This is a genomic window from Kitasatospora misakiensis, assembly GCF_042656005.1.
GTDB lineage: Bacteria > Actinomycetota > Actinomycetes > Streptomycetales > Streptomycetaceae > Kitasatospora > Kitasatospora misakiensis.
The window spans coordinates 1-23,746 of sequence record NZ_JBHSOF010000074.1; the positions used below are offsets into that span (position 1 = coordinate 1).

19 protein-coding genes are annotated in these 23,746 nt (G+C 72.9%); 8 read left to right on the forward strand and 11 right to left on the reverse strand.

The features are described from left to right. Positions 1–105: 105 nt before the first annotated feature. Both ACFP3U_RS33945 and ACFP3U_RS33950 read right to left on the reverse strand, forming a co-directional pair. Complete coding sequence (locus ACFP3U_RS33945; RefSeq protein ID WP_380229617.1) at positions 106–450, reverse strand: hypothetical protein; 345 nt, start codon at positions 448–450, stop codon at positions 106–108. Positions 451–627: 177 nt separating this feature from the next. Continuing rightward, the gene (locus ACFP3U_RS33950) at positions 628–1,788 is read right to left on the reverse strand and encodes an iron-containing alcohol dehydrogenase (protein ID WP_380229618.1); all 1,161 of its coding nucleotides are present in this window, start codon (positions 1,786–1,788) and stop codon (positions 628–630) included. 209 nt (positions 1,789–1,997) lie between these two features. Between ACFP3U_RS33950 and ACFP3U_RS33955 the strand changes: the two genes are divergently transcribed. Beyond that, positions 1,998–2,936 (forward strand): LysR family transcriptional regulator, encoded by a 939-nt coding sequence (locus ACFP3U_RS33955; protein ID WP_380229619.1) that lies wholly within the window; start codon positions 1,998–2,000, stop codon positions 2,934–2,936. Positions 2,937–3,013: 77 nt separating this feature from the next. Here the strand turns inward: ACFP3U_RS33955 and ACFP3U_RS33960 are convergent, their stop codons facing one another. The 5 genes from ACFP3U_RS33960 to ACFP3U_RS33980 all read right to left on the reverse strand — a co-directional run bounded on the left by ACFP3U_RS33960 (position 3,014) and on the right by ACFP3U_RS33980 (position 10,996). After that, positions 3,014–6,730, reverse strand: coding sequence for a hypothetical protein (locus ACFP3U_RS33960; RefSeq protein WP_380229620.1), 3,717 nt, complete (start codon positions 6,728–6,730; stop codon positions 3,014–3,016). A gap of 140 nt (positions 6,731–6,870) precedes the next feature. Then, positions 6,871–7,320, reverse strand: coding sequence for a peptidase inhibitor family I36 protein (locus tag ACFP3U_RS33965; protein ID WP_380229621.1), 450 nt, complete (start codon positions 7,318–7,320; stop codon positions 6,871–6,873). A 233-nt stretch (positions 7,321–7,553) separates the two neighbouring features. After that, positions 7,554–8,591 carry an agmatine deiminase family protein gene (locus tag ACFP3U_RS33970; protein WP_380229622.1) on the reverse strand — a complete coding sequence of 346 codons (1,038 nt, stop codon included), beginning with the start codon at positions 8,589–8,591 and terminating at the stop codon, positions 7,554–7,556. A 123-nt stretch (positions 8,592–8,714) separates the two neighbouring features. Next, positions 8,715–9,293: a TetR/AcrR family transcriptional regulator gene (locus tag ACFP3U_RS33975; protein WP_380229623.1), complete on the reverse strand. Its 579-nt coding sequence runs from the start codon at positions 9,291–9,293 to the stop codon at positions 8,715–8,717. A gap of 77 nt (positions 9,294–9,370) precedes the next feature. Next, entirely contained in the window at positions 9,371–10,996 is a 1,626-nt protein-coding gene (locus tag ACFP3U_RS33980) for a phytoene desaturase family protein (RefSeq protein ID WP_380229624.1), read from the reverse strand. A gap of 204 nt (positions 10,997–11,200) precedes the next feature. Between ACFP3U_RS33980 and ACFP3U_RS33985 the strand changes: the two genes are divergently transcribed. The 5 genes from ACFP3U_RS33985 (at position 11,201) to ACFP3U_RS34005 (ending at position 16,505) form a co-directional block, all read left to right on the forward strand. Continuing rightward, positions 11,201–13,744, forward strand: a complete 2,544-nt coding sequence (locus ACFP3U_RS33985; RefSeq protein ID WP_380229625.1) for a tetratricopeptide repeat protein — start codon at positions 11,201–11,203, stop codon at positions 13,742–13,744. Positions 13,745–13,918: 174 nt separating this feature from the next. Next, complete coding sequence (locus tag ACFP3U_RS33990) at positions 13,919–14,248, forward strand: hypothetical protein (protein WP_380229626.1); 330 nt, start codon at positions 13,919–13,921, stop codon at positions 14,246–14,248. Positions 14,249–14,302: 54 nt separating this feature from the next. Then, positions 14,303–14,803 carry a MarR family winged helix-turn-helix transcriptional regulator gene (locus ACFP3U_RS33995; RefSeq protein WP_380229627.1) on the forward strand — a complete coding sequence of 167 codons (501 nt, stop codon included), beginning with the start codon at positions 14,303–14,305 and terminating at the stop codon, positions 14,801–14,803. Further along, positions 14,800–15,660: an ATP-binding cassette domain-containing protein gene (locus ACFP3U_RS34000; protein ID WP_380229628.1), complete on the forward strand. Its 861-nt coding sequence runs from the start codon at positions 14,800–14,802 to the stop codon at positions 15,658–15,660. The genes ACFP3U_RS33995 and ACFP3U_RS34000 overlap by 4 nt, the downstream gene beginning before the upstream one ends. 2 nt (positions 15,661–15,662) lie before the next feature. Next, complete coding sequence (locus ACFP3U_RS34005; protein ID WP_380229637.1) at positions 15,663–16,505, forward strand: ABC transporter permease; 843 nt, start codon at positions 15,663–15,665, stop codon at positions 16,503–16,505. Positions 16,506–16,524: 19 nt separating this feature from the next. On the opposite strand, the gene ACFP3U_RS34010 is transcribed toward ACFP3U_RS34005, so the two are convergent. After that, a complete protein-coding gene (locus ACFP3U_RS34010) occupies positions 16,525–17,136 on the reverse strand; it encodes a TIGR03086 family metal-binding protein (protein ID WP_380229629.1) in 612 nt (203 codons plus the stop codon). Between the two features lie 183 nt (positions 17,137–17,319). Between ACFP3U_RS34010 and ACFP3U_RS34015 the strand changes: the two genes are divergently transcribed. Next, positions 17,320–18,588: a pyroglutamyl peptidase gene (locus ACFP3U_RS34015; protein ID WP_380229630.1), complete on the forward strand. Its 1,269-nt coding sequence runs from the start codon at positions 17,320–17,322 to the stop codon at positions 18,586–18,588. A 72-nt stretch (positions 18,589–18,660) separates the two neighbouring features. Here the strand turns inward: ACFP3U_RS34015 and ACFP3U_RS34020 are convergent, their stop codons facing one another. Beyond that, the gene (locus tag ACFP3U_RS34020; protein ID WP_380229631.1) at positions 18,661–19,287 is read right to left on the reverse strand and encodes a TetR/AcrR family transcriptional regulator; all 627 of its coding nucleotides are present in this window, start codon (positions 19,285–19,287) and stop codon (positions 18,661–18,663) included. 74 nt (positions 19,288–19,361) lie between these two features. Between ACFP3U_RS34020 and ACFP3U_RS34025 the strand changes: the two genes are divergently transcribed. Then, the gene (locus tag ACFP3U_RS34025; RefSeq protein WP_380229632.1) at positions 19,362–21,542 is read left to right on the forward strand and encodes an MMPL family transporter; all 2,181 of its coding nucleotides are present in this window, start codon (positions 19,362–19,364) and stop codon (positions 21,540–21,542) included. A gap of 86 nt (positions 21,543–21,628) precedes the next feature. On the opposite strand, the gene ACFP3U_RS34030 is transcribed toward ACFP3U_RS34025, so the two are convergent. After that, the gene (locus ACFP3U_RS34030; protein WP_380229633.1) at positions 21,629–22,771 is read right to left on the reverse strand and encodes an IS30 family transposase; all 1,143 of its coding nucleotides are present in this window, start codon (positions 22,769–22,771) and stop codon (positions 21,629–21,631) included. 222 nt (positions 22,772–22,993) lie between these two features. Next, the gene (locus ACFP3U_RS34035) at positions 22,994–23,527 is read right to left on the reverse strand and encodes an allene oxide cyclase barrel-like domain-containing protein (protein ID WP_380229634.1); all 534 of its coding nucleotides are present in this window, start codon (positions 23,525–23,527) and stop codon (positions 22,994–22,996) included. Positions 23,528–23,746 lie beyond the last annotated feature (219 nt).

Consider the following 23,746-nt stretch of genomic DNA (forward strand, 5'->3'; position numbering starts at 1 on the left):
CAGCTTGGTGAACCGCCGGATGCGTGGCCCGCATGTCCGGTGGTGTGGGAGGAGGGCCGGGTGACCCGGCCCTCCTACCCGATTATCGACATTCCGCGGGTGAATTCAGCCGCCGTTGTAGGAGCCCACGGTGGCGTCGTTGAGGGCGTTGATGGCGTCGTCCCCGGCGACCTGGTTGCGGTCGCCGACGATGACCGTTCCGTAGTTGCCGCCCGCGGCCTGGGCGGCGTCGATGGCGGAGCCGGCCACCCCGCTGGAACCGTTGTGGGAGCCGACGGTGGCGTCGTGGCCCGCGTCGATGATGTCGTAGCCGGCGACCTGGTTGTCGTCGCCGACGATGACGGTCCCGTGGTTGCCGCCGGAGACGACGTCGGCGCTCGCGACGGTCGGGACGGCGGCGAGGCCGGCGGCGGCGAACAGGGCCAGCATCCGGCCGATCTGACGGTTCATGGAGGATTCTCCGCTTTCTGTCCGTGGATGGTCCCGTGCGGGGCGAAGGCGACAGTAGGCGCAGTTTCCGGGGGTGGCGGGTGATGGTCCACCGCCCGTGGCGTGTCGCCACGGGCGGGGTGGGGCCGATCGGGTCAATCGCCGGGCGGGGCGGGGCGTGCGGCCCGCCCGGGCGGCTCAGCCGTAGACGCGGGCGTAGAGGTCCTCGATCTGGGCGGCGGTGGGGACGGCGGGGTTGTTGGCCGGGGAGCCGGAGGCCAGGGCCTGTTCGGCCATGACGGGGGTGAGGCGGGTCCAGTCGGCGTGGTCGATGCCGTAGCTGCGGGGGGTCGGGACGTCCAGGTCGCGGCAGAGGGTGTGGAGGGCGTCGACGAGCTTGTCGGCGGCTGCGGCGTCGGCGTCGACGGCGGTGGCCGCGCCCAGGGCGCGGGCGCAGTCGGCGTACCGGGCGGGTGCCGCGTGGACGGAGAAGGCCGTCACCGCGGGGAACAGCATGGCGTTCGACAGGCCGTGGGCGACGTGGAAGTGGGCGCCGATCGGGCGGCTCATGCCGTGCACGAGGGCGACGCTGGAGTTCGAGAAGGCGATGCCGGCCTGGGTCGCGGCGAGCATCATCGCCTCCCGGGCCTCGGCGTCCGAGCCGTCCGCGTAGGCGCGGCGCAGCTGGCGGCCGATGGTGGCGATCGCCGTGAGGGCGAGGCCGTCGGTGAAGGGGCCGGCCTTGCGGCTGACGTAGGCCTCGACGGCGTGGGTGAGGGCGTCGACGCCGGTGTCGGCGGTCAGCCGGGGCGGCATCGACAGGGTCAGCTCCATGTCGACGACGGCGGCGAGCGGCTGGAACGCCGGCCCCATGCAGAGCATCTTCTCGTCGGTGGCGCTGTCGGTGATGACGGTGACCTGGGTCGCCTCCGAGCCGCTGCCGGCGGTGGTGGGGACGGCGATCACCGGGAGGGCCGGGCCGTGGTTGACATGGGGCGCCTTGTAGTCGCGCATCAGGCCGCCCTGCACGCCCAGCAGGGCGAGGGCCTTGGCGGTGTCCATCGGGCTGCCGCCGCCGAATCCGATGACCGAGTCCGCCCCGTGGTCGTGCAGCGCCGCCAGACCCGGGGTCAGGGAGTCGGTCGTCGGGTCCGGCACGGTGTCGGAGAACAGCGCCGGGTGCAGCCCGGCCCGGCGCAGCGTCGCCGTCAGGCGCTCGGCCGCGCCGCTGCCGACCAGGAACGCGTCGGTGACCAGGAGCGGGCGGCTCAGCCCCAGCCCGGCGACGACCTCGCCCAGTTCGTCGGCGGCGCCCCGGCCGACACGCAGGATCCGGGGCAGGGACAGGTTGGCGACCACGGGCGGCCTCTCGACGCTGGGAGGAACGGCGGCCCGCCGCTGCGGGCGGGCCGGTTCGACTCTGCCGTGCGCGCGGGTGTGCGTTCAACCGCCAATCGCGCAGACGGGGTGTGCGGAAATGCAGATAGGCTGCGTCGATGCGCTCCCGCTCCCGCCCGGTCGGTGCCGACCCCATCCTCCCGGAACCGGCCCTTCCGGAACCGGCTCTCGTGGAACCGGGAAGTCCCGATCGGATCGATCCGCGCGGGCTCCGGGCGGACGACCTCCGCCATCTGCTCGCCGTCGCCCGCACCGGGCGGCTGGTGACCGCGGCCGACGCGCTGGGCGTGGACCACACCACCGTGTCGCGCCGGATCACCGCGCTGGAGCGGAGCCTCGGCGTGCGGCTGATGGAGCGCGGCACGGAGGGCTGGGCCCTGACGGACGCGGGGAAGGCGGTCGCCGAGAGCGCCCGGACGATCGAGGACGCCCTCGTCCGGGTGGTCGAGGCGGTGTCCGGCCAGGACGCGCCGTCCCTGCACGGCACCGTCCGGGTGAGTGCGCCGGACGGCTTCGGTACCGTCTTCGCCACCCCGGCGCTGGCCCGGGTGCGTCGGCGGCACCCCCAGCTGCAGGTGGAACTCATCACGGTGACACGGGAGTTGCCCCTGCGCCCGGCCGGCTTCGATCTCGCGCTGACGATCGGCCGGCCGCCGCGGGGCCGGCTGGTGACCGAGCACCTCACCGACTACACCCTGGGGCTGTACGCCGGGGACGAGTACCTCGCGCGGTGCGGGCCGCCGGGCACGGTCGCCGAGCTGCGGGAGCATCCGCTGATCTTCTACATCGAGTCGATGCTCCAGGTCGGCGACCTCGACATCGAACGCCATCTGCCGGGCATCACCCCCGCGTTCTCCTCGACGAACGTCTTCGCCCAGGTCGAGGCCACCCGCCTGGGGGCGGGCGTCGGGGTGCTGCCGGCCTTCCTCGCCGACCGGGCCGGGCTGCGGCGGCTGCTGGCCGAGGAGGTCGACATCCGGCTGCCGATCACGCTCGCCGTGCGCCGGGAGGCGGTGACCCAGCCGGCGGTACGGGCCGTCCGCGACGCCCTGCACCACGAGGTCGCCGAACGCGCCGCCGAGCTGCTGCCGGAGCGGGCCGAGCCGTAGCGCTGGAGTGGAAACGGCGGCCGCGGTGCCCGGGGGAACCGGGTACCGCGGCCGCCGTGGTGGTCAGGCCGGGGTCGTCACCCGGTGACCGTCCGGAAGTTCCAGTGGAGCCTGGCGGTCCCGGCGCCCGGGCGGGTGACGGTGACCGTGTCGACCGTCGTGCTCCGGGTCAGGTCGAGGTGTTCGTAGGGGCTGGCGAAGTTGGCCAGGAGGGTGCCGTTCGGGCCGTCGGGCGTCCGGCACCACAGGTAGCCGTCGTCGTCGGGGCGGAACGCGCCCATGGTGACGGAGTCGCCGTTCTGCGGGTCCCGGGGGTGGGCCGCCGTCGAGTTGACGTACTGCCCGCCGTAGACCAGGTAGGCGCAGTTGGAGGAGCTGCCGCTCGGCCCCGCGGAGATCGTGCCGAACTGGTGGGTGCTCCCGTGCGAGTCCGGGGCCAGGTACACCGGGTAGGGCGCCGTCTCCAGGTCGTCGACCGCGAGCGCCGGGGCCGAGCCGCCGGCGTCCGTCGCGACGATCTCGGTGAGGCGGGTGCCCTCCTGGACGTCCTGGAAGAACCACCGCTGGTCGGCCGCACCGGTCCAGCCCCGGGCCACGATGCCCAGGCCCGGGCCGAGGTCGGTGAGGTACTGCCGGGTGCGGTAGTTCACCAGGGTGTAGGTGCCGTCGCCCTGGTAGGCCCGTGCCCAGAGCTGGTCCAGCGCCGGGCTGGGCCACAGCACCGTCCGGGCGTCGGGGGCTCCGCCCTCCTGGCCCAGGTAGCGGCCGGCGAACGGCGAGTGCGGGTGGAAGAGGCGGAAGAAGCCCGGGTGCTCCGGGTCCTCGGTCAGGCTGAACACCTGCGAGGACGGGTCCGCGCGGTTGATCGGCTGGTCGTTGACGGCGTGGTCGGTCCGGCTGGCGGGACCGGCCACGTTGGTGGTGGCGGCGTTGCGCAGCAGGACCTGGTTCGGCCTGGGCGGCTCCGCGGTCGCCGCCGCCGGATCGGCGGGCAGGCCGCTCAGGGTGTACACGACGGGGTAGTGGTCCGAGGCGTCGAGGTTCCGCCGCTCGACCCCGGTCACGGAGGGGCCCTGGACGGTGGGGACGACCGCGTAGTCGAGGACTCGCCGGGTGCCGCTGGCGATCCGGTCCACCGGGTGCGTCGGCTGGGTCGGGGCCTGGACGGTGAAGGTGGGGCCGATCGCGGTCTGCAGGCTGTCGGGGAGGCGGTTGTAGTCGCCCAGGGCGATCCAGGGCAGGCGGCTGGGCGCCAGCTGGTCCCGGATGTTCAGCAGGAGCTGCGGGTCGTCGCTGCCGGATCCGGAACTCCCGTGGATCGAGAAGTAGACGACGCCGTCGACGTTGACGCCGAGCGCGGTCCGGGAGTCGGTGCCGTCGCTGATCCGGCCCTCCCGGGTGGTGTACACGTCGGCCGCGGCGACCCGGGTGCGGCTGAAGACGGCGAGGTTGACCCGGCCCCACTCGTTGTCGCTGGTGTCCGTGCGCAGCCAGTACAGGTAGCCCGTCGTCCGGGAGGAGCTGCCGATCCGGTACTCCCGGACGGGGATGGTGTAGCCGAGGTTGTTGACGTACTGCGTGTTGTCGGTGTGGATCTCCTGGAGGAAGGTGGCGCCGCCGGGCGGGGCGCCGGCCTCCTGGAGGGCGATGATGTCGGCGCGCCCGTCCAGCCCGCTGCGCCCGAACAGCCGGGGCAGGTCGTTGGTGTAGCGGCTGCCGTTGTCCTCGGGGGTCCGTGCGCCCTGCATGTTCCAGGTGGCCACCCTGCGGGTGCGGTTGTCGCGCGGGTCGAGCCCGCCGGTGTCCTGGAGGAAGAGCGACGGCCGCTTTCCGACGTCGACCGGGACGACGCCCTGGCCGGTGTAGTCGAGGGTCTCCCGGCCGCCCCAGTCGGGGATGGCCTGGCCGTTCTGGGCGAGTGGCCGGAACTGCCCGGGCGCGCCGTTGGCGGAGCCGAACTCGTAGGCGGTGCCGCTCTGCGTGCCGTAGGGCGCGTACGGCAGGTAGGCGCCGCCCGGGGTGGTCTGCTTGGCCATCGTGTTGTTGTAGAAGACGTTCTGCGGGCCCGAGGAGCCGGACCACTTGACCGCCTTGGGGCCGGCGGCCCACCAGATCGGGTACCACGTCCCCTCGTCGATCTCGCCGCCCTCGCCGCCGCAGTTGGTCTGGCAGCTGCCCGAGCGGTGGTCGTACGGGACGCGCAGGGTGTTCTGCTCGAAGAGGTTGTTGTGCTCCCAGCCGCCGTGCAGGTTGAGGTCGGAGTCGAGGTCGTTGCGGAAGGCGACGTTGCCGCTGGCCGACCACTGGAAGGTGAAGTGGCGCAGGTTACGGCTCAGGTTGTAGGCGTAGAGGGAGTCCCAGACGCGGCTGCCGCGCAGGTAGCCGTTGCCGCCCTTGCCCTTGTTCCAGGCGCCGTCGAAGCTGTTGCGCTCGATCTGGAGGTTGCGGGCGTCCTCGGTGACGATCGGGTGCGAGCCGGTCATCTCGGCCTTCAGCCCGCGCGCCCAGTCGTTGGCGGCCCACTTGAAGACGATGCCGTGCATCGCGTACTCGGGCGCCATGTTGCCGTAGTTGTGCACGGCCTGGGCGGGGGTCAGGTCGTACGTGCCGCCGCCGAGCCTGGGCAGGCCGGTCATGTCCTGGGTGAAGGCGAAGTCCTCGAAGCCGACGCCCTGGACCACCTTCAGCGGGGTGACCTTGCTGGGGTAGGGCTTGTCGCCGAGCGCGGGGGAGCCGTCCGAGGTGGAGTCGACCGGGAGGTCCCACTCCAGCGGGCGGTCCAGGGTGACCGTCCGCGCGGAGGCGTCGATCGCGGTGAGCCGGAACATCTGCTGCCGCATGTGGAGGTTGTCCATCTGGCTGCGGTCGGAGACGCCCTGCTGCTCGTAGAACTTGACGCTGTTGGCCGCACCGACCCAGACGTAGCCGCCGGGGGAGAACTTCTTCATGTCAGCCTTGGCGTCCAACTGCACGACGTCCTGGCCCTGCCGGGCCGCCCAGCCGGGGTCGGCGGCCTGGGCGGCGACCTTGATGCCGGAGGCCCAGTGCTGGTTGACGCTGCCCTCGAAGATGTCCTTGCGGTTCGCGGGGGCCGCCGCCCAGTCGTCCTGGTAGCGGTCGGCGATGTCACGGGTCTGGACGCGGAACAGGCCCCGGCCCGGCCAGATCCAGCCGCCGGTGCCGACGTCGCTGCCGCTGCCCGCCTTCATGCTGTCCTGGTCCCAGCGGCCGTTGACCAGGGTGTCGTAGCGGGTGTTGGCATCGGGGCGGAAGACCAGGCGGGTGCCGCCGTCGGCCGAGCCCTGGCCGCGCAGGACGAGGTAGTCGGCGTCCACGTAGATCTGACGGGAGACGTCGAGCCGGCCGGCCGGCAGGGAGATGAGCGAGAGCCGGTCGAAGTTGGCGCCCGGCGAGCAGGAGGACTTGATGTCGTCGATCGCGCGCTGGAGGCCGGTGGTGTCGTCGGCGCCGTCGTTCGGGCGGACGGCGTACTGGGAGGCGAGCCGGTCCGGGGTGATCCGGCAGGCGGGGTCGTCGGTCAGGCTGCCGTCGCCGGGCAGCGGCAGGCCGCCCCGGTAGCCGGCCCGGGACCAGTCCGGCATGCCGGGGGGCGGGTCGGACCGGTTGGCGTAGCTCAGGTCCGGGCCCTCCGCGCCGGGGCCGGCCGTGACGGCGGCCACCGGGGCCGCCCGGACGTCGGCCGTGGCGGAGAGGACGTTGGTGGAGAGGGCGGGCAGGGTGAGGGAGAGCAGCAGGCCGGAGAGCAGCGCGGCCGCCGGTCGTAGGCGTTTCATCGGATCTCGTTCCGTGTCGTGGTGGTGTTCCCGGCCCGGGGGAGGGGGGTCGGGAGACCGGGGGACCGCACCGGAACGCCCCCGGCACCGTGTCGGGGTGCGGGGGCGTCGGGGCGAGCGGCGGCGGTGCGCCGGTGCCGCTACGGGCAGTAGAAGCGCAGGCCGGAGATCCGGTCGTTGCGGTAGGAGGTGCTGGTGCCGGCGTTGTAGTCGCCCTTGGTGCCCCAGCTCCAGGAGGAGGCGACGTCCAGCTGGGAGGGGTGCAGCTCGCCGTACGGGTCGTCCCAGAACTCGATCTGGCACTGGGAGTTGTTGATCCAGGACGACACCTGGTCGTTGGCCAGGTCGCCGTTGAGGAAGTGCACCTTGGTGAGGCGGACGATCTCGCTGCCGCCGCCGGCCGCGGGCGGCACGATGATCGCCTTCGAACCCAGGCCGCCGCCGTTCTGGTAGAGGCAGAGCGCCCAGGCCGGGCAGCCGTCGTACGGGGGGTTGGCCGCGGAGGCGGGCGTCGCCGTGAGGAGCAGCACCGCTCCGGCGACCGCGCCCGCGACAACGGTGGCAGCCGACTTGAACGATTTCAGGGCCACGGTGGGACTCGCTTTCCAGGACCGCCCGCGTCTTCGACCCGGGCTGGGGGACAGTGCTCGGGCGGCGGACCCGGGGGCAGGTCCGCCGCGGGATCAGCCTGCGGCAGCGGGACGTGCGGGGGCATCAGTCATCTGACTGCACGGTCCTGTTCGGTCCCGACGGTGGGGATCGCGTGGATCTGGAGCGGGACGATCTCCCGGCCGGGGAAGTGCTCCTGGAGCAGGGCCAGTGGCTACGGCAGCGGCTCGTGCATCGTCGAGCAGTGGATGCCGCCGCCCCCGGCCATCAGGCGGTCGACGTCGATCTGCACCACCTCGCGGCCCGGGTAGGCCTCGGCGAGCGCCTCCTTCGCGGCGGCGTCCTTGTCCGCGTCGCCGAACCGGGCGGTGATGACGCCGCCGTTGACGACGTGGAAGTTGAGGTAGGAGTCGACGAACTCGGAGCTGCGGGAGCGGACGGTGTCCGGACCGTGCACCGGGATGACCCGCAGTCGGCGCCCCCGCGCGTCGGTCGCGGCGGAGAGGACGGCGAACTGTTCGCGAGCGTCCCGGGCCCAGGCGTCCGTGCGGTCGGTGGGCGGCAGTTGGACCATCACCACGCCGGGGCGGACGAAGCGGGAGGTGACGTCCACGTGGTCGTCGGTGATGTCCTGGCCCTTGATGCCGGGCAGCCAGATCATGGTGTCGGCGCCGTAGGCCTCCAGTACGGCGCCCTCGATCTCGGCGCGACTCATGCCGCGGTTGCGGTTCTTGTTGACCAGGCTGCTCTCGGTGGCCATCACCGTGCCGTCGCCGTCGGTCTCGATCGCGCCGCCCTCGCCGACGAAGTCCGCGTAGGTGTGGCGCAGGCCGCGCCGGGCGGCGAGGCGCTCGGCGACCAGGGCGTCGTCGTGGTGGACCTGCTTGTCGCCCCAGCCGTTGAAGTTGAGGATCACGGCGTCGAGGCCGCCGTGACCGTCCCGGCGGAACACCGGCGCGATGTCGCGCATCCACAGGTCGTCGGTGGGGATCGCGGTGATCACCTCCACCCCGGAGCCGCACCTTTCCCGGGCCTTGCCCGCCGTCCAGTCGTCGGGGGCGCACATCACCACGGGCTCGAACTCGGCGACGGTGCGGGCGATCAGGGCGATGTCCGCCTGGACCCCGCCCAGGCGCAGCCCCCACACGCCCCGCCGGGACGGCCAGGACATCCAGGTCCGCGCGTGGGGGGCGTCGTCCGCCGGTACCCGGGGGACGTCCTCGGCGGAGCGGTCGTGGCGGTAGCGGGTCATGAGGTTCAGCGTCGCATTGACTGAAAAATCAGTCAAACTTTGCGGCATGCCATGACCCGTCGGCGGTAGATCGGCGGTCGTTCGGGCGCCCGTCGCGGCCCTGGCGCCGGCCCCGGCCCCGGCTCAGGAGCCGAGCCGGGCCACCTCGGTGTCGATCGCCTCGGCCATCAGCGTCCGGGCGTGCGTCAGCGGCAGGCTGCCGCTGAGCCAGCGCGTGCTCAGCCCCTCCAGCAGCGCGGTCAGCCGCTCGGCCGCACCGGCCAGCGCGACCGCCGAGGACATCGGCCGCACCACGCCGAGCAGTTCGGCGATCTCCTGCACCCAGACCCTGGTCGCCCGCGCCAGGTCCTCGCGCAGGGTGTCGTCGAACACCGCGCTCGCCCGCAACTCGCCCCAGGCCGTGCTGTTCTCCCGCACCTCGACGGTGTCCTGCAGCTCCAGCAGCAGGGTCTGCTCCAGCTCCTCGCGCGCGGTCGGCGGCGGCGCGTCGGCGGGGCGCTCGGTCGTGTACCGCTGCGCGCGGTCGTTGATGAACTCCAGCGTCTGCCGGAGGATCCCCGTGCGGTCCTTGAAGTGGTAGTAGATCAGCGCGGTGGACACGCCGGCCTCCGCCGCGAGTTCCTCCACCCGCAGTCCGCGCACCCCGCGCCGCGCGATCACCCGCGCGGCTGCTTCCAAGATCGACGTTTTACGACTGGCCACGATCCACCACTGTACCGGTGGCCCGGGCCGTGATCCGTCCGTGCGCTGAAAATCCCGTCAGGTGAGATCGGCGCGCCTCAGCCGGTCGGGCCCGCCAGGTCGGCCAGGTCCGCGAGGGCCGCCTGGGCCGCGTTGTGGCCCGGGATCCCGCTGACGCCGCCGCCCCGGACGGCGCCCGCGCCGCACAGCAGCACGTTCGGGTGGGCCGTCGCCACACCCCAGCGGGCGGCGGCGCCCTGCGCACCGCCGTCCGCCGGCGCTGCGCCGGTGGGCGCGTCCTCGTCGGCGAACGGGAAGGAGAGGTCCCGGTGGAAGATGTGGCCGCCCGGCAGGCCGAGCTCCTGCTCCAGCTCCGGCGGCGTCCGCGCCTCGACGCAGGGCCGGCCCTCCGCGTCGACGGCCAGGCAGTCGGCGATCGGCTCGGCCAGCACCGCGTCCAGCTGCGCCAGGCTCGCCGCCAGGGCGCGCTCCTTGGCGGCCGGGTCGCCGAACAGCCGGGCGGGCATGTGCAGGCCGAACAGGGTCAGCGTCTGGAGCCCCTGCCGGACGGCCTCCGGCCCGAGGATCGACGGGTCGGTGAGGGTGTGGCAGTAGATCTCGGACGGCGGCGCCGAGGGCATCCGGCCGGCCGCGGCCTCGGCGTACGCCGTCTCCAACTGCCGGTAGCCCTCGGCGATGTGGAAGGTCCCGGCGAAGGCCTCGCGCGGGTCGGCGGCGGGGTCGCGCAGCCGCGGCAGCCGGCGCAGCACCATGTTGACCTTCAGCTGGGCGCCCTCGGGCGCGGGCCCCGGGTCGGTGCCGAGCAGCCGCGCCAGGACGGCCGGCGCGGCGTTCACCAGCACCCGCCGCGCCGCCACCGTCGCCTCGCCGTCCGCGTGCCGGTACGACACCTCGGCGTCGCCGCGCCCGTCGGTCGCGATCGCGGTGACCTCGTGGCCGGTGCGGATCTCGGCGCCGGCCGCCAGCGCGGCCCCGGCCAGCGCGTCCGTCACGGCGCCCATCCCGCCGACCGGGACGTCCCAGTCGCCCGTGCCGTTGCCGATCACGTGGTAGAGGAAGCAGCGGTTCTGCCGGAGCCCGGGGTCGTGGGCGTGGGTGAAGGTGCCGATCAGCGCGTCGGTCAGGGCCACGCCGCGCACCAGGTCGTCCGCGAAGGTCCGCTCGATCGTCTCGCCGAGCGGCCGCTCGAACAGCGCCGCCCAGCCGGCCTCGTCCGCGACCCGCCGGCGCAGTTCGGCCCGGGACGGCAAGGGCTCGGTGAGCGTCGGGAAGACCCGTTCGGCGAGCCGCCCGGTCATCCCCTGGAACTCCTGCCAGGCCCGCCACTCCCGGTCCGACCCGGTCAGCGCCCGGAACGACTCCCGAGTACGGCCGGCGTCCCCCGAGTCCACCAGCAGGCCGGTGGGCTTCCCGTCACGGACGGCCGGGGTGTACGAGGAGATCCGCCGCCGCAGCTCCAGCCGCAACCCGAGGTCCCGGACGACCTTCCTCGGCAGCAGGCTGACCAGGTAGGAGTACCGCGACAGCCGCGCGTCGACACCGGGAAACGCCCTGGCGGACACCGCCGCCCCACCCGTCCGCCCCAGCCGTTCGAGCACCACCACCCGACACCCGGCCCGCGCCAGATACGCGGCAGCCACCAGCCCGTTGTGCCCACCGCCGACGATCACGGCGTCATACCGCGAGGACCCATTCGTGGCCATGCGGTCACGGTACGCCACGACCCACCGGATCCGGAACACTCCCGCACAGCCCGGGGCGCTCCGCTTGGCACGGGGCGCGAGTGGGTAGTTCCAAGCCCGCACCGCTCTCGTACCGGCGACCGGTCGCAATGGACAGGGGATCACCACTTGGGTTGCGAGGACAACGATTCGGATCGTTTCGCAGGGCCCGGCTCCGAGCCTGCGATGTCGGTCAGCAACGTTCTGCGCGGTGTGAGCTCAGAGGTCGTGATCCAGACCGGTGCCGTCAGCGGTGATCTCATTCTGAACAGTGGGTCTGCCGTCGCCGCTCCGGTGGCCCTGCGGCAGATTCCGCCGCGAGTCGTCGGTTTTACCGGGAGGGGCGAGGACCTCTCGGTTCTCGCAGGTCAGCTCGATCCCGGCGCGCCGCCGACGACCCCGCCCGTGACGGTGATCACCGGTCTCGCGGGCGTGGGCAAGACGGCGCTCTGCGTGCACGCCGCTCACAACGCCGTGGATGCCGGTTGGTTCCCCGGTGGCGCGTTCTTCGTCGACCTGCACGGATACGAGGACACCCCGATCCAGCCACGGCAGGCACTGGACTCCCTGCTGCGTGCGCTCGGGGTGCCCGGTCGGAACATTCCACCCGGAGTCGACGCGCGGGCCGGGCTCTACCGGTCACTGCTCGCGATGAGCGATCGCCCGGTCCTGCTGATCGTCGACAACGCCTTCGACACCGCCCAGGTGCTGCCGCTGTTGCCCGGGGAAGCCCGTCATCGGATGCTCGTCACCTCGCGGCACACCCTGCGCCTCAACGCGCGGATGTACGAACTGCGGGTTCCCGGCCGACGCGCGGCTCTGGACCTGTTGGACCTGGCGGTCCGAACCGCCGATCCGTCGGACCGGCGTGCGGTCTCAGAGCCGGTGGCGGCCGCTCAGGTGGCGGAATTCTGTGGCAGGCTGCCGCTGGCGCTCCAGATCGCCGCAGCCCTTCTGATCTCCGATCCCGGGAAGAGTGTTGCGGAGCTGGCCGGCGAGCTGGCCGAAGCGGGTGACCGTCTGCCTCAACTGAGCGACGGGGAAAGGGCCGTTCAGTCTGCCTTCGACCTGTCCTACCGACGTCTGCCGGCACCGCAAGCGGCGCTGTTCCGTGCGCTGGCCCTCAATCCGGGCCCGGACTTCGCCACCGGGGCCGCGGTGGCCCTGTCCGGGGAACGGCCCCGGGAGGTGGAGCGGATGCTCGCCGAACTCCTGCGCGCCCACATGGTGCAGCGAACGACCGTGCCCAGCCGTTGGGTCATGCACGACCTGCTGCGGGAATATGCGCGGAGTCAGGTGGCCCTGGACACGCAGGAGGACCGTCGTCGCCGCTCCGATCGGCTTCTGGACCACTATCTGCGTCTCGCCCTGGTGGCGAGTCGGCTGTACCCCTCAAGTCCTCCGGCCGCCGGCGCAGCGGAGCGCGGACTTGTCGACGACCACTCTGTGGAGGACGCGCCGGGTCTCCGGACGCCCGGCGAGGCCCTCGCCTGGTTCCGGACGGAACGTGTGAATCTCCAGTCCTGCGTCAGCTGGTCAGCGGCGATGGGCGATGCCGTCCGAGCCGTCGGCATCGCGCACGCCTCGGCCGAGTTCCTCAAGGGGGCCGGCCACTGGGAGGAGGCTGTTGAGACACATCGCGTGGCCGTCGCCGTGTCGACCTCGGTCGGGGACGTGCGCGGCCGGGCCACCGCACTGACCGATCTCGGAGCGGTTCAGCAGTTGACCGGGGATCTGGCGTCCGCGGTGGCGAATCTCACCGAGGTGGTCGGGTACTACCGGACGGTTCGGGACCGACCGGGCCAGGCGCGAGCGCTCTGCGAGCTCGGCGGTGCGCAGCGGCTGGCCGGCCGGTACCCGGAGGCGATCGGTACGTTGTCGGACTGCCTCGGCCTGTACGCCGATCTCGGCGACCCCGGAGGGCGAGCAGCATGCCTCAGTAACCTCGGTGCCGCGCAGCGTCTGACTGGGCATCTCCGGCCCGCGGTCGGGACGCTGACCGAGGCGTTGCAGCTCTATCGGGACGTCCGTGACACGCGGGGCGAGGCGCAGGTGCTCACTCTCCTCGGCGCGGTGCGGCGGGAGACGGGGGACTATCAGCGCGCCGCTCTTGACCTGCTCGAAGCTCTGCGGCTGTTCGGCGAGGCCGACGATCGGTTCGGCAAGGCCACGGCTCTGAGAAACCTGGGCGCGGTGAGGTGGCTCGCCGGAGATTCGGCCGCTGCGGTCGGTGAACTCACCGAGGCCCTGCGGCTCCACCGGGAGATCGGCTCCCGGCTCGGGGAGGCCCACGTGCTCACCTTCCTCGGCGCCGTGCAGTCCCAACGCCGCGAGTTCCACGTGGCCGAAGCGACCCTGGACCGGGCGGTGGCCTTGTACCGTGAACTGGGCGACCGAGGCGGTGAAGTAGAAGCCCTGAATCACCGTGCTGCACTTCATACGCTCACCGGCCACGTGTCCACAGCGCGGGAGCTTCATCTGCGTGCCCTGGATCTCGCGCGTGAGATCCGCTCACGATGGGACGAGGCCAATACGCTTCGAGGCCTTGCCGCCGCGACCGGTGGCTCGGAGGGCGAGGCGGAGGCGTACCTCCGGCAGGCGCTCGACCTCTACGACTCCATGGGGTGCGCGGCCGATTGCGCCTCTGTCGAGGCAGAACTCGCCTCCCTCCGCGAGGGGGGTGGGCGGCGTCGTCGAAGTGGATCAGCTGGGCCGCGTGGTTGGGGGTGAGGCCGAGCTGGGCGCGGAAGCGGGACCGCAGGCGTTTGCGGTTCCAGTCGACGCCCTGGCGGGAGGACCTGCTGTTCCAGGTCGCCCGCGTCCTGGAAGTCGCCCATCCCTGGGCTGACCGCCGCCCGCCCGCCCTGGCCTGAGGCCTGGGCCGGGGGCGTGGATACTGCTCGGATGCGTACGTACCCGCCCGCTGCTGTCCTGTTGAACGTCCTGCTCGGGGTGCCGGCTGTGGTGCCGGTTGGGCTGCTTTGGTATTTCGCGGTCAGTTGGCCGTTGGCGGGGCTTGGGTGGACGGAGCGTGATCCGACGGAGAATGACGGGATGCTGCCGTGGTTGCTGCTCGCCGTGCCGGTGCTGTCGGTGTTCCTGGGGGTCTGGTGGCCGGCGAACCACTGGTTGAAGGGCCGTCGGCGGCGTGCGGTTGGGCCGTACTGGACGGTCAGCGTGTTGCTGACCCTGGTGCCCACGGGTGTTCTGGCGGTCCTGGTGGCCGTGCTGTAGCGACGGTCCCGGGCTCTCGACAGATAGCTCTCAGTGAGAGGTAAAATCGGAGGTATGAGTGCGGCCGCCCCGGACATGCCTGCCCCGGCGCTCGGTGAGGAGTTCTCCACCCTCCTCGTCGGGATCCAGCGCCTGGTGCGACGTCGGCTGCGCGAGGGTCTGACCGAGCCGCGACTGCGCGGTGCCCAGGTCGAACTGCTGCGCCTGGTGGCGGACTTCCCCGGGCTGCGGGTCTCCGACGCCGCTGCTGAGCTGTGCCTGGCCGGCAACTCGGTGTCCACCCTGGTCAACCAGTTGGTCACGCTCGGCCTGCTGCGCCGGGAGGTGGATCCGGTCGATCGCCGGGCCGCCCTGCTGTACGTGACCGGCGAGGCCGTCGAGCGGCTCGCGGCCTGGCGGGCCCGTCGGGAGGCGCTGGTCGGCGAGGTGGTGGCGGGGCTGTCGGCGGAGGACCGGGCGGCGCTGGCCGCCGCGCTGCCCGCGCTGCGCGGCGTCGCGGCGGGTCTGCGCCAAGGGGTAGTGGCCGAGGCGGCCGGGGGGAGGAGCGGGCGATGACGGCGGGACCGGACGAGGCGGTGGTCTGCGGCGGCCTGACCTACACCTTCCGCCGGGGCCGGCGGAAGGGCGGCGACACCAGGGCCGTCGACGGTGTCGACCTGACGGTGCGGGCCGGCGAGGTCTTCGGCCTGCTCGGCCCCAACGGCGCCGGCAAGACCACGACGATCCGGGCGATCACCACCCTGCTGCCTACCGGGGCCGGGATGGTCCGGGTCTTCGGCCACGATGTGGCCCGGCGGCGCTCGGAGGTCCGCCGGCTGCTCGGCTACGTGCCGCAGCAGCTCTCCGCCGACGCCGGGCTGACCGGGCGGGAGAACGTCGCCCTGTTCGCCCGGGTCTTCGACGTGCCGCGCGCCGAACGGGCCGCGCGGGTCGCCCAGGCGTTGGCCGCCGTCGACCTCACCGAGGCCGCCGACCGGTCGGCCGGCACCTACTCGGGCGGCATGGTGCGGCGGCTGGAACTCGCCCAGGCGCTGGTCAGCGCCCCACGGCTGCTGGTGCTGGACGAGCCCACGATCGGCCTGGACCCGATCGCCCGGGCCGGCGTCTGGGAGCGCCTCGACGCCGTCCGCCGGGCGACCGGCATGACGGTGCTGGTGACCACCCACTACATGGACGAGGCCGACCGCCACTGCGACCGGATCGCCCTCATGGACCGCGGCCGGATCCGCGCGCTCGGCACCCCCGGCGAGCTGAAGGACCGGGTCCGCGAGCAGGACCGCGCGCTGCCCGATCCCACGCTCGACGACGTGTTCCGCCACTTCTCGGGCCGCGGGCTGTCCCGCGCCGAGGGCGCGGAAGGAGACTTCAACGATGTCCGCCGGACCCGCCGCACGGCCAACCGCGTCGGCTGACGATCCCGCTCCCACTGCCGAGGCCTCCGAAGCCCCTGATCTCTCTCAGTCTGCTGCTGGTGCCCCCGCCGGCCCGGACCGGCTGGCGGCAGGTGCCGGCCAGGGTGGCCGCGATGTGCGTGGTGGAGCTGCAGAAGCTGCGCCACGACCGCACCGAGGTCTACACCCGGGCGATCCAGCCGGCGCTCTGGCTGCTGATCTTCGGCGAGACCTTCACCCGGCTGAAGGCGATCCCCACCGACGGGATCCCGTACCTCGACTACCTGGCGCCCGGGATCATCGCGCAGTCCGCGATGTTCGTCGCGATCTTCTACGGCATCATGATCATCTGGGAGCGGGACTCCGGCGTCCTCACCAAGCTGCTGGTCACCCCGACCCCGCGGGCCGCGCTGGTGACCGGAAAGGCCTTCGCCGCCGGGGTGAAGGCGGTGCTGCAGGCCGTCGTGGTCGTCCTGCTCGCCGCGCTGCTCGGCGTCGCGATGACCTGGAATCCGCTGCGGCTGCTGGGCGTCGTGGCGGTGGTGGTGCTCGGCTCGGCCTTCTTCTCCTGCCTGTCCATGACCATCGCCGGCATCGTCCTCACCCGGGACCGGCTGATGGGCATCGGCCAGGCGATCACCATGCCGCTGTTCTTCGGCTCCAACGCCCTGTACCCGGTGGACCTGATGCCCGGCTGGCTGCAGGCGGTCAGTCTGGCCAATCCGCTCAGCTACCAGGTCGACGCGTTGCGGGGCCTGCTGATCGGCACGCCCTCGCACCTCCTGCTGGACTTCGGCGTCCTCACCCTGGCGACGGTCCTCGGCGTCGCGGCCGCCTCCGCCCTGCTGGGCCGCCTGGCCCGCTGACCCGTGTGGGTGGGCGGGGTCAGATGCGGTCGGCGGACCACGCCGGGTCGCGGCCGGTGAGGGCCAGCAGCTGGTCCTCGGCGTCCGCGCCCGGCGGCGTGGCGAACGGTGGGTCGAAGCGGCCGGTCCCGGCCAGGTCGCGGTAGCCGCGGAACTCCGCGAGCGCGTAGCGGGCGGAGCCCGGCGGCAGGCGCCCGTGCTCGCCGAGGGCCCGGGAGAGGTCCCAGCCGTGTACGACGGTCTCGGCGACGAGCTCGCGGGCGTACCCGCCGGCGTCCCGCACCCCGTAGGTGAGGTGCACCAGGAGGTCGGGGGCGCCGGGGCGGTCGAGTGCGCGTTGCGCGCTGCGCACGGCCATCGCCCAGACGCCCAGCGGGTTGCGGCCGAGCACGTCGCCCTCGAAGCGGTGGCCGAGCTGCTCCGGGGTGTAGCCGGCGATCGCCTGGCAGACCCACAGGTGCTGGGCGGCCAGGTGGTTCACCAGCGCGCGCACGTCCCAGTCGCGGCACGGCGTGGGCGCCGTCCAGAGGTCCTCGGGCACCGAGCGCAGCAGCCGGGCCACTTCGGCGCCGGCGGCCGCGTAGTGCGCGCGGACCTCGGCGTGGAATCCGGATGGGTGGGGACATTCCATCGCCGGGCCTCCGTCTCCTGCCCTGCTCACTCCCAGTAAACCGCTACGGCGCGTCACCCGCCAGGGGGGTGGGGAGCGGTTCTGCGGCGGATCTCCGGCCGCGCGCGCCGTCGGCGGTCACCGTGCGTGGCGAGGGTGAGGCGCTCTGGTGGAGCCGCGCGGGGTGTCTACAATGTCCACGCCATGACGACCGCCCGGCGCCGGATCGCGCTCGCCGCGACCCTCATCGGCGCTCTCGCCGCCTCGATCCTCCCCGCCGCCGCCACCGCCCACGCGGCCGGTCCCTCCTGTCGGACCGTCGAGTCCGCGCCGCTCGACCCGGAGCAGGCGCGCACCGCCGACCCGCGGACCGCCGCCCTGACCGAACGCGCGGGCTTCGGCGAGTTCGTCCGCCGGTTCCCCGCCGCCCTGTGCACCGCCCGCACCGCCGCCGAGGCCGGCCGACTGGTCGACGCGTGGGGCGAGGCGCTCTGGCGGGCCGGCGTGGACCGCGCCCAGGGGCGCCGCCCCGGCGGCGACCTGCCGGCCGCCGACGACCGGCCGCTGTACTGGACCAGGGTCGCCATGACCGTCCGACTCGCGCGCTGGCAACCGGACTTCACCCTCGACCGGGCCGCCCTGCGGCAGCGCTTCGAGGACGCGTCGCGCGGGCTCACGGACGGCGGGTTCAGCGGACGCCCCGGGGTGCGGCGGATCCTCGTCAGCGGCTTCGACCCCTTCGGCCTGGACGCCGAACCGCGCCGGGCCAACCCCTCCGGCTCGGCGGCCCTGCAACTCGCCGGCCGGCGGATCACCCTCGCCGACGGCACCCCGGCCGAGCTCCGCTCGGTGCTGTTCCCGGTCCGCTACGGCGACTTCGACGGCGGCATCGTCGAGCGCGCCTACGCCCCGCGCCTCGCCCCCGGCCCCCGCGCCGCGGACCTCATCACCACCATCAGCCAGGGCTACCCCGGACTGTTCACCCTGGAGGCGTGGGCCGGCCGGGCCCGCTCCGCCGACCCCTACCCCGACAACACCGGCGCGCTCTCCGGCGGCACCCGCGAGCACCCCGTCACCGCCCCGGGGCTCGGCCCGGGCGCGGAGTTCATCGCCACCAGCCTGCCCACCGGGCCGATGACCGCCGTTCAGCAGCCGTACCCGGTGCTGCTGAACACCGCCGTCACCGAGATCCCCGCCGGGGCGAGCGGCCCGGTCGACCGGGCGGACGGCCCGACCCCCGGCTCGCGGGCGGTCGCCGGCGGTGGCGGGGGCTACCTCTCCAACGAGGTCGCCTACCGCACCAACCGGCTGCGTCTGGAGCTCGCCCCGCAGGTGCCGGGCGGCCATCTGCACACCCCGGTGCTCACCGGGCTCCCGGAGCAGCCCGAGCTGCTGACCGGTCCGGACTTCGAGCAGAACGAGGCCGCGATCACCGGCGAGGTCCTCGACATCCTGCGGCACACCGCGGGCTGACGGGAGGTCCGGGAGCCGGGCCCGTCCGGCCGGGCGTCGGGGGGTCACTCCCCGACGCCCGGCCGGGCGCGGTCAGGCCAGGGTGCCGAACTCGCCGAGCGCGGTCCGGACGGCGTGCTCCATCTCGGCGCGCAGCCGCTCCGGGTCGGCGGGCGCGCCGCCGTCCGCCTCGGAGCGGCCGAGGAGCGTGGCGATGGTCGAGACCAGCGCGCCCACCAGCGCCCCGGTCATCGCGGCGGCCACCACCGGGTCCAACTCGCCGCGGTAGGCGGCGATCAGCCCCCGGGTCAGCTCCTGCTGGCCCTCCAGCACCTTGCGCAGCGCGAACGGCTGGAGGGCGGGGGTGCGCAGGATCAGCCTGGTCCGCAGCTTCGCCAGATCGCCCGTCAGATCGGTGTCCTGGTCGAGCACGAAGCGGAACGAGCGCAGCAGCAGTGCGGCCGGCCGCTCCCCGGGCAGCGGCTCGGCCAGGACGGAGGCCGATCGCTCCAGCTTGAGCGGGGTGCCCGCGAAGAGCACCTCCTCCTTGCTGGCGAAGTAGCTGAAGAACGTCCTGGTGGAGATGTCGGCGGCCTCGGCCAGTTCGGCGATGGTGGTCTCCTCGTACCCCTTGCTGCCGAACAACTCGATCGCCGCGGCCACGAGCGCCTGCCGCGTCCGCTCCTTCTTGCGCTCCCTGAGCCCTGGCTTCGTCGTCATTCTCTCGATGCTAGCCGAGAGTGAAAATCTGCACTCATTGAAAAATTGCGTCGAGTGCTGCTAAGTTCACGGCCATGGATAGCGTCCTCAACCGCGTGGGGCGGACGGCCGCCCGTCGCCCCTGGCTCACCATCGGATCCTGGATCCTCGCCATCGTGGCCCTGTTCGCCGTGGCCGGGGCAGCCGGCGGCGAATTCGTGAACGACTACAACGTCCCCGGCACCAACTCCCAGAAGGCCGTCGACCGCGCAATCGAACGCTTCCCCGACATGGGCGCGGCGAGTGCGGACGTCGTCTGGCACACCGACAGCGGCACCCTGCGCGACCCCGACAAGCAGGCGGTCGTCAAGTCCGTCACCGCCGCGTTCGCCGGGCAACCCGACGTCCGCTCCGCCGCCGACCCGCTCGCCGAGGGCGGCCAGGTCAGCGACGACGGGCGCACCGCGATCGGGCAGGTGCAGTACGACAAGAAGCTGCGCAAGCTCACCGAGGAGGCCACCACCCGGCTCCAGGGCGCCGCCGAGGAGGCCCGCCGGGCCGGACTGGAGGTCTCCTTCCGCGGCCAGGTCGTCGACCTGTCCTCGCAGAGCGAGACCAGCGGCGCCGAGTTCGTCGGCCTGGTCGCCGCCCTGGTGATCCTGCTGATCGCCTTCGGCTCCTTCGTCGCCGCCGGACTCCCGATCCTCGTCGCCATCACCGGCCTCGTGCTCGGCACCGCCGGCGTGCTGATCGCCGGCGCCGGCCTCAGCATCCCGACCATCGCCCCCATCGTCGCCGTCATGCTCGGCCTCGGCGCGGGCATCGACTACGCCCTGTTCGTCGTCACCCGCTTCCGCGAACAGCTCGCGGCCGGCGTCCACAAGCACGAAGCGGCCGGCCGCGCCCTCGCCACCGCCGGCCACGCCGTGGTCTTCGCCGGGGCCACCGTGGTCGCCGCGATCCTCGGCCTGCTGCTGACCGGCATCCCCTTCATCGGCGGCATGGGCGTCGCCGCGGCGCTCACCGTGGCCGCGACCATGCTCTCCGCCCTCACCCTGCTCCCCGCCGTCCTCGGCCTGCTCGGACACCGTGTCAACTCCCTGCGGATCGGCCGCCGCCGGCCCGCCGAGGCCGCCGGACCCGCCGACAGCGCGAACAACCGCTGGGCGCGCTGGGCCGACCGGGTGGCGAAGAACCGCTACGCCTACTCCGCCCTCGCCCTGGTCGTCATCGCGGTCCTCACCGTCCCGCTGTTCAGCCTGCGCCTCGGCGCCCCCGACGACAGCAACGCCCCGAAGAACTCCACCCAGCGCCACGCCTACGAGACCGTCGCCGCCGCCTTCGGGCCCGGCTGGAACGCCCCGCTGATGATCGTCGCCGACCTGCAGCCCGGCGCCGAGGGCGATCAGGCCGTCGAGCGGCTGCGCGGCACGCTCAGTGCGGACGGCGAGGTCGCCACCGTCACCCCGGCCGTCCTCAGCACCGCCGGCCGCACCGCCATGCTCACCGTCGTGCCCAAGCACCGCCCGCAGGACCCGGCGGTGAGCGACCTGCTCCACCGGATCCGCGAGGACGTCGCCCCCGCCGTCTTCGGCGCGCACAGCAAGGACGTCTACGTCGGCGGCACCACCGCCTACAACACCGACCTGTCCGACACCGTCGGCGACCGCCTGCCCTGGATGGTCGCGGCCGTCCTGGCGGCAGCGGCGGTGCTGCTGGTCGCGATGTTCCGGGCGCCGCTGGTCGCCCTCAAGGCCGCCGCGATGACGACGCTCTCCATCGGCGCCGCCTTCGGTGTGCTGGTCGCCGTCTTCCAGTGGGGCTGGGGCCTGTCCCTGATCGGCCTCAAGGAGCCGGTGCCCATCATGGCGATGGTCCCGATGCTGCTCTTCGCGGTGCTGTTCGGCCTGTCCATGGACTACGAGGTCTTCATGCTCAGCGCCGTCAAGGAGGAGTACGACAGCACCGGCGACCCGGCCCGCGCGATCCGCGCCGGCCTGGGCAGCACCGCCCGGGTCATCACCGCCGCCGCCGCGATCATGACGGTGGTGTTCCTCTCCTTCGTGCCGATGACCGACACCGTCATCAAGATGATCGGCATCGGCCTCGCGGTCTCGGTGATCGTCGACGTCACCGTGATCCGCCTGGTGCTCGCCCCCGCGGTGATGAGCATCCTCGGCCACGCGGCCTGGCGCGGCTTCGGCCGGCCCGCCGCGACGGCCCTCCCCACTTCGCCGGCCCCCGCGGCGGAGCCGCAGCGCACGACGGTCGGGTGACGACCCGACCCTTCGCGCCGCGCAAGGAAAGGGCCTCCCGGGACATCGGCAGTTTCTAGCGGTCGTTGCAACACGTGGTCGGTTGTCTAGGCCGCGAGGAGTTTAGCCAGACGCTCGGCTGGGGTTTCCCAGCCGAGCGTTTTGCGTGGGCGGCGGTTGAGCTGGTCGGCGACGGCGACCAGGTGCTCGGGCGTGTGGGCGGACAGGTCGGTGCCCTTGGGGAAGTACTGCCGGAGCAGGCCGTTCGTGTTCTCGTTCGAGCCGCGCTGCCAGGGGCTGGCCGGGTCGCGGAAATAGACCGGGATGTCGGTGGCGAGGGTGAAGTCACGGTGCCTGGCCATCTCGCTGCCCTGGTCCCAGGTGAGGGACCGCTTGAGGTGTCCGGGCAGGGTCTGGGCGGTGGCCGTCAGGGCGTCGAGGACGGCCTCGGCGCCGTGGTCGCCCGGCAGGTGCAGGAGCATCACGTAGCGGGTCGCGCGCTCCACCAGGGTGCCGATCGCGGACTTCCCGTCCTTGCCGATGATCAGATCCCCCTCCCAGTGACCGGGGACCGCCCGGTCCTCGGCCTCGGCGGGACGTTCGCTGATCATCACCATCGGCGTGGTGAAACGCGGCTGGCGGCAGTAGGCCTGCCGCTGTGGCCTGCGGCGGGCACGGCCACTGCGCAGGGCAGAGGCGAGCTCGCGTCGCAGCTCGCCTCTGCCCTGGACGTAGAGCGTCTGGTAGACGGTCTCGTGGACCACGTGCATCTCCGGCCGGTCGGGGAACTGTGCCCGTAGAGCGTGGCAGATCTGCTCCGGGCTCCACCGCTCGTCCAGCATGGCCTGGGCGGCGTCCCGCAGTGCCGGGTTCGAGGTGATCTTGCGGGGCTTGGGGCGGGGCCGGCGGGCGTCGGCCCGGGCCTGGGCGGCGTGCGGACGGTAGTGCCACTGGCCGCGGGTGCCGTCGGTGCGGTTGCGGCGGATCTCCCGGCTGACCGTGGACGGGCTGCGTCCCAGTTCGGCGGCGATCGCCCGCACGGTCGCCTTCTCCCGCAGCCGGTCGGCGATGTGGATCCGCTCGTCCTCGCGCAGATACCTGGAGGCGCCGGAAGGCGGCACCACCGTACGAATCGGTGGTGCCGCCTTCTTCCCACGCTCGGCGCTACGGCCGTTACGCCATTTCCTGCCGGTCCGCGTATCGATGCCGACGATCCGGCACGCTTCGGCGTTGCTGTAGCCCTGCTGCATGAGCCGGGAGTATGCCGCCCTCTCAGCTGCGAGCTTCACCGGGCCCTGAGCCGTCCGGGCCTTACGGATATCGAAGTCCAATGCATCCCCTGAGCTGGGGTGTTGCAACGACTCCTAGAACCCAAGATCGTCCCGGGAGGCCCTTTCACGTGAGCGGGCGGTGCGCGGTGGTGCTCCTGTGCTGCTGTGGTGGTGCGGGTGACGCGGGGGCCGCGTCAGGGGTCAGCTGGCCTTCCAGAGCTGGAGGCGCGAGGTGTAGATCCCCTCGGTGGCGGTCCGCTGGAAGGAGCGGAAGCCGATGTAGCCGGCGTAGCGGCCGGTGCCGCCGACCACCGGGAGCGCGATGTTCTCGCCCGCGATGAGCTTGTCGGTGTTCACCAGGCCGAAGGAGTGCACCGAGCCGTCCTTGAAGACGTCGGTGTTGTCCATGATCGTGAACAGGCCGTCGGCGCTCTGGTACACGGCCTTGCTGGTGCCGGTGGTGTCGGCGACGACCTTGCCGGCGGCGTTGGTGAGCTGGGTGTGCCAGGTACCGCCGTCACCCACGCTGAAGCCGGTCGGCGGCACGTCGTTGTAGCTGCGCTCCAGCACCTTCTCCTGGAGCGGGTTCAGGTCGATCGACTTCGGCTGGTGGTGGGACGCCGACCGGCCGGCGTCGGCCGTCGCGGTCCCGGCGGTGGCGGGGACGGTGACCAGCAGGCCCAGGGCGATGGCGAGGGCGGCACCTGTGCGGCGGGTGATCTTCGTGCGGCGCATGCTCTTCCTTCTTGTCTACGGGTCCACGTGTCGGCATGACGACGTGTTCGCGTGTGTGCGTGAGATCCGTGGGAAGCGGTCTACGGGCCATGCTGGTGGGGGTCGCTAAAGCCCTTCCAAAAGGTTCGGGGGGACGAGGGGAAGCGGGTGGCGGCGTCCGGGAACGGCAGGAGGGTGGCCCCCCGGCCGGTGCGCCGGGGGACCACCCTCCGTGGTCGC

Coding starts and splice junctions, on each gene's coding strand:
- ACFP3U_RS33985 (WP_380229625.1), top strand. CDS start 11,201: ATGTCGGTCAGCAACGTTCTGCGCGGTGTGAGCTCAGAGGTCGTGATC.
- ACFP3U_RS34010 (WP_380229629.1), bottom strand. CDS start 17,136: ATGGAATGTCCCCACCCATCCGGATTCCACGCCGAGGTCCGCGCGCAC.
- ACFP3U_RS34000 (WP_380229628.1), top strand. CDS start 14,800: ATGACGGCGGGACCGGACGAGGCGGTGGTCTGCGGCGGCCTGACCTAC.
- ACFP3U_RS34015 (WP_380229630.1), top strand. CDS start 17,320: ATGACGACCGCCCGGCGCCGGATCGCGCTCGCCGCGACCCTCATCGGC.
- ACFP3U_RS33990 (WP_380229626.1), top strand. CDS start 13,919: ATGCGTACGTACCCGCCCGCTGCTGTCCTGTTGAACGTCCTGCTCGGG.
- ACFP3U_RS34035 (WP_380229634.1), bottom strand. CDS start 23,527: ATGCGCCGCACGAAGATCACCCGCCGCACAGGTGCCGCCCTCGCCATC.
- ACFP3U_RS33960 (WP_380229620.1), bottom strand. CDS start 6,730: ATGAAACGCCTACGACCGGCGGCCGCGCTGCTCTCCGGCCTGCTGCTC.
- ACFP3U_RS33995 (WP_380229627.1), top strand. CDS start 14,303: ATGAGTGCGGCCGCCCCGGACATGCCTGCCCCGGCGCTCGGTGAGGAG.
- ACFP3U_RS34020 (WP_380229631.1), bottom strand. CDS start 19,287: ATGACGACGAAGCCAGGGCTCAGGGAGCGCAAGAAGGAGCGGACGCGG.
- ACFP3U_RS33945 (WP_380229617.1), bottom strand. CDS start 450: ATGAACCGTCAGATCGGCCGGATGCTGGCCCTGTTCGCCGCCGCCGGC.
- ACFP3U_RS33970 (WP_380229622.1), bottom strand. CDS start 8,591: ATGACCCGCTACCGCCACGACCGCTCCGCCGAGGACGTCCCCCGGGTA.
- ACFP3U_RS33980 (WP_380229624.1), bottom strand. CDS start 10,996: ATGGCCACGAATGGGTCCTCGCGGTATGACGCCGTGATCGTCGGCGGT.
- ACFP3U_RS34025 (WP_380229632.1), top strand. CDS start 19,362: ATGGATAGCGTCCTCAACCGCGTGGGGCGGACGGCCGCCCGTCGCCCC.
- ACFP3U_RS34030 (WP_380229633.1), bottom strand. CDS start 22,771: ATGCAGCAGGGCTACAGCAACGCCGAAGCGTGCCGGATCGTCGGCATC.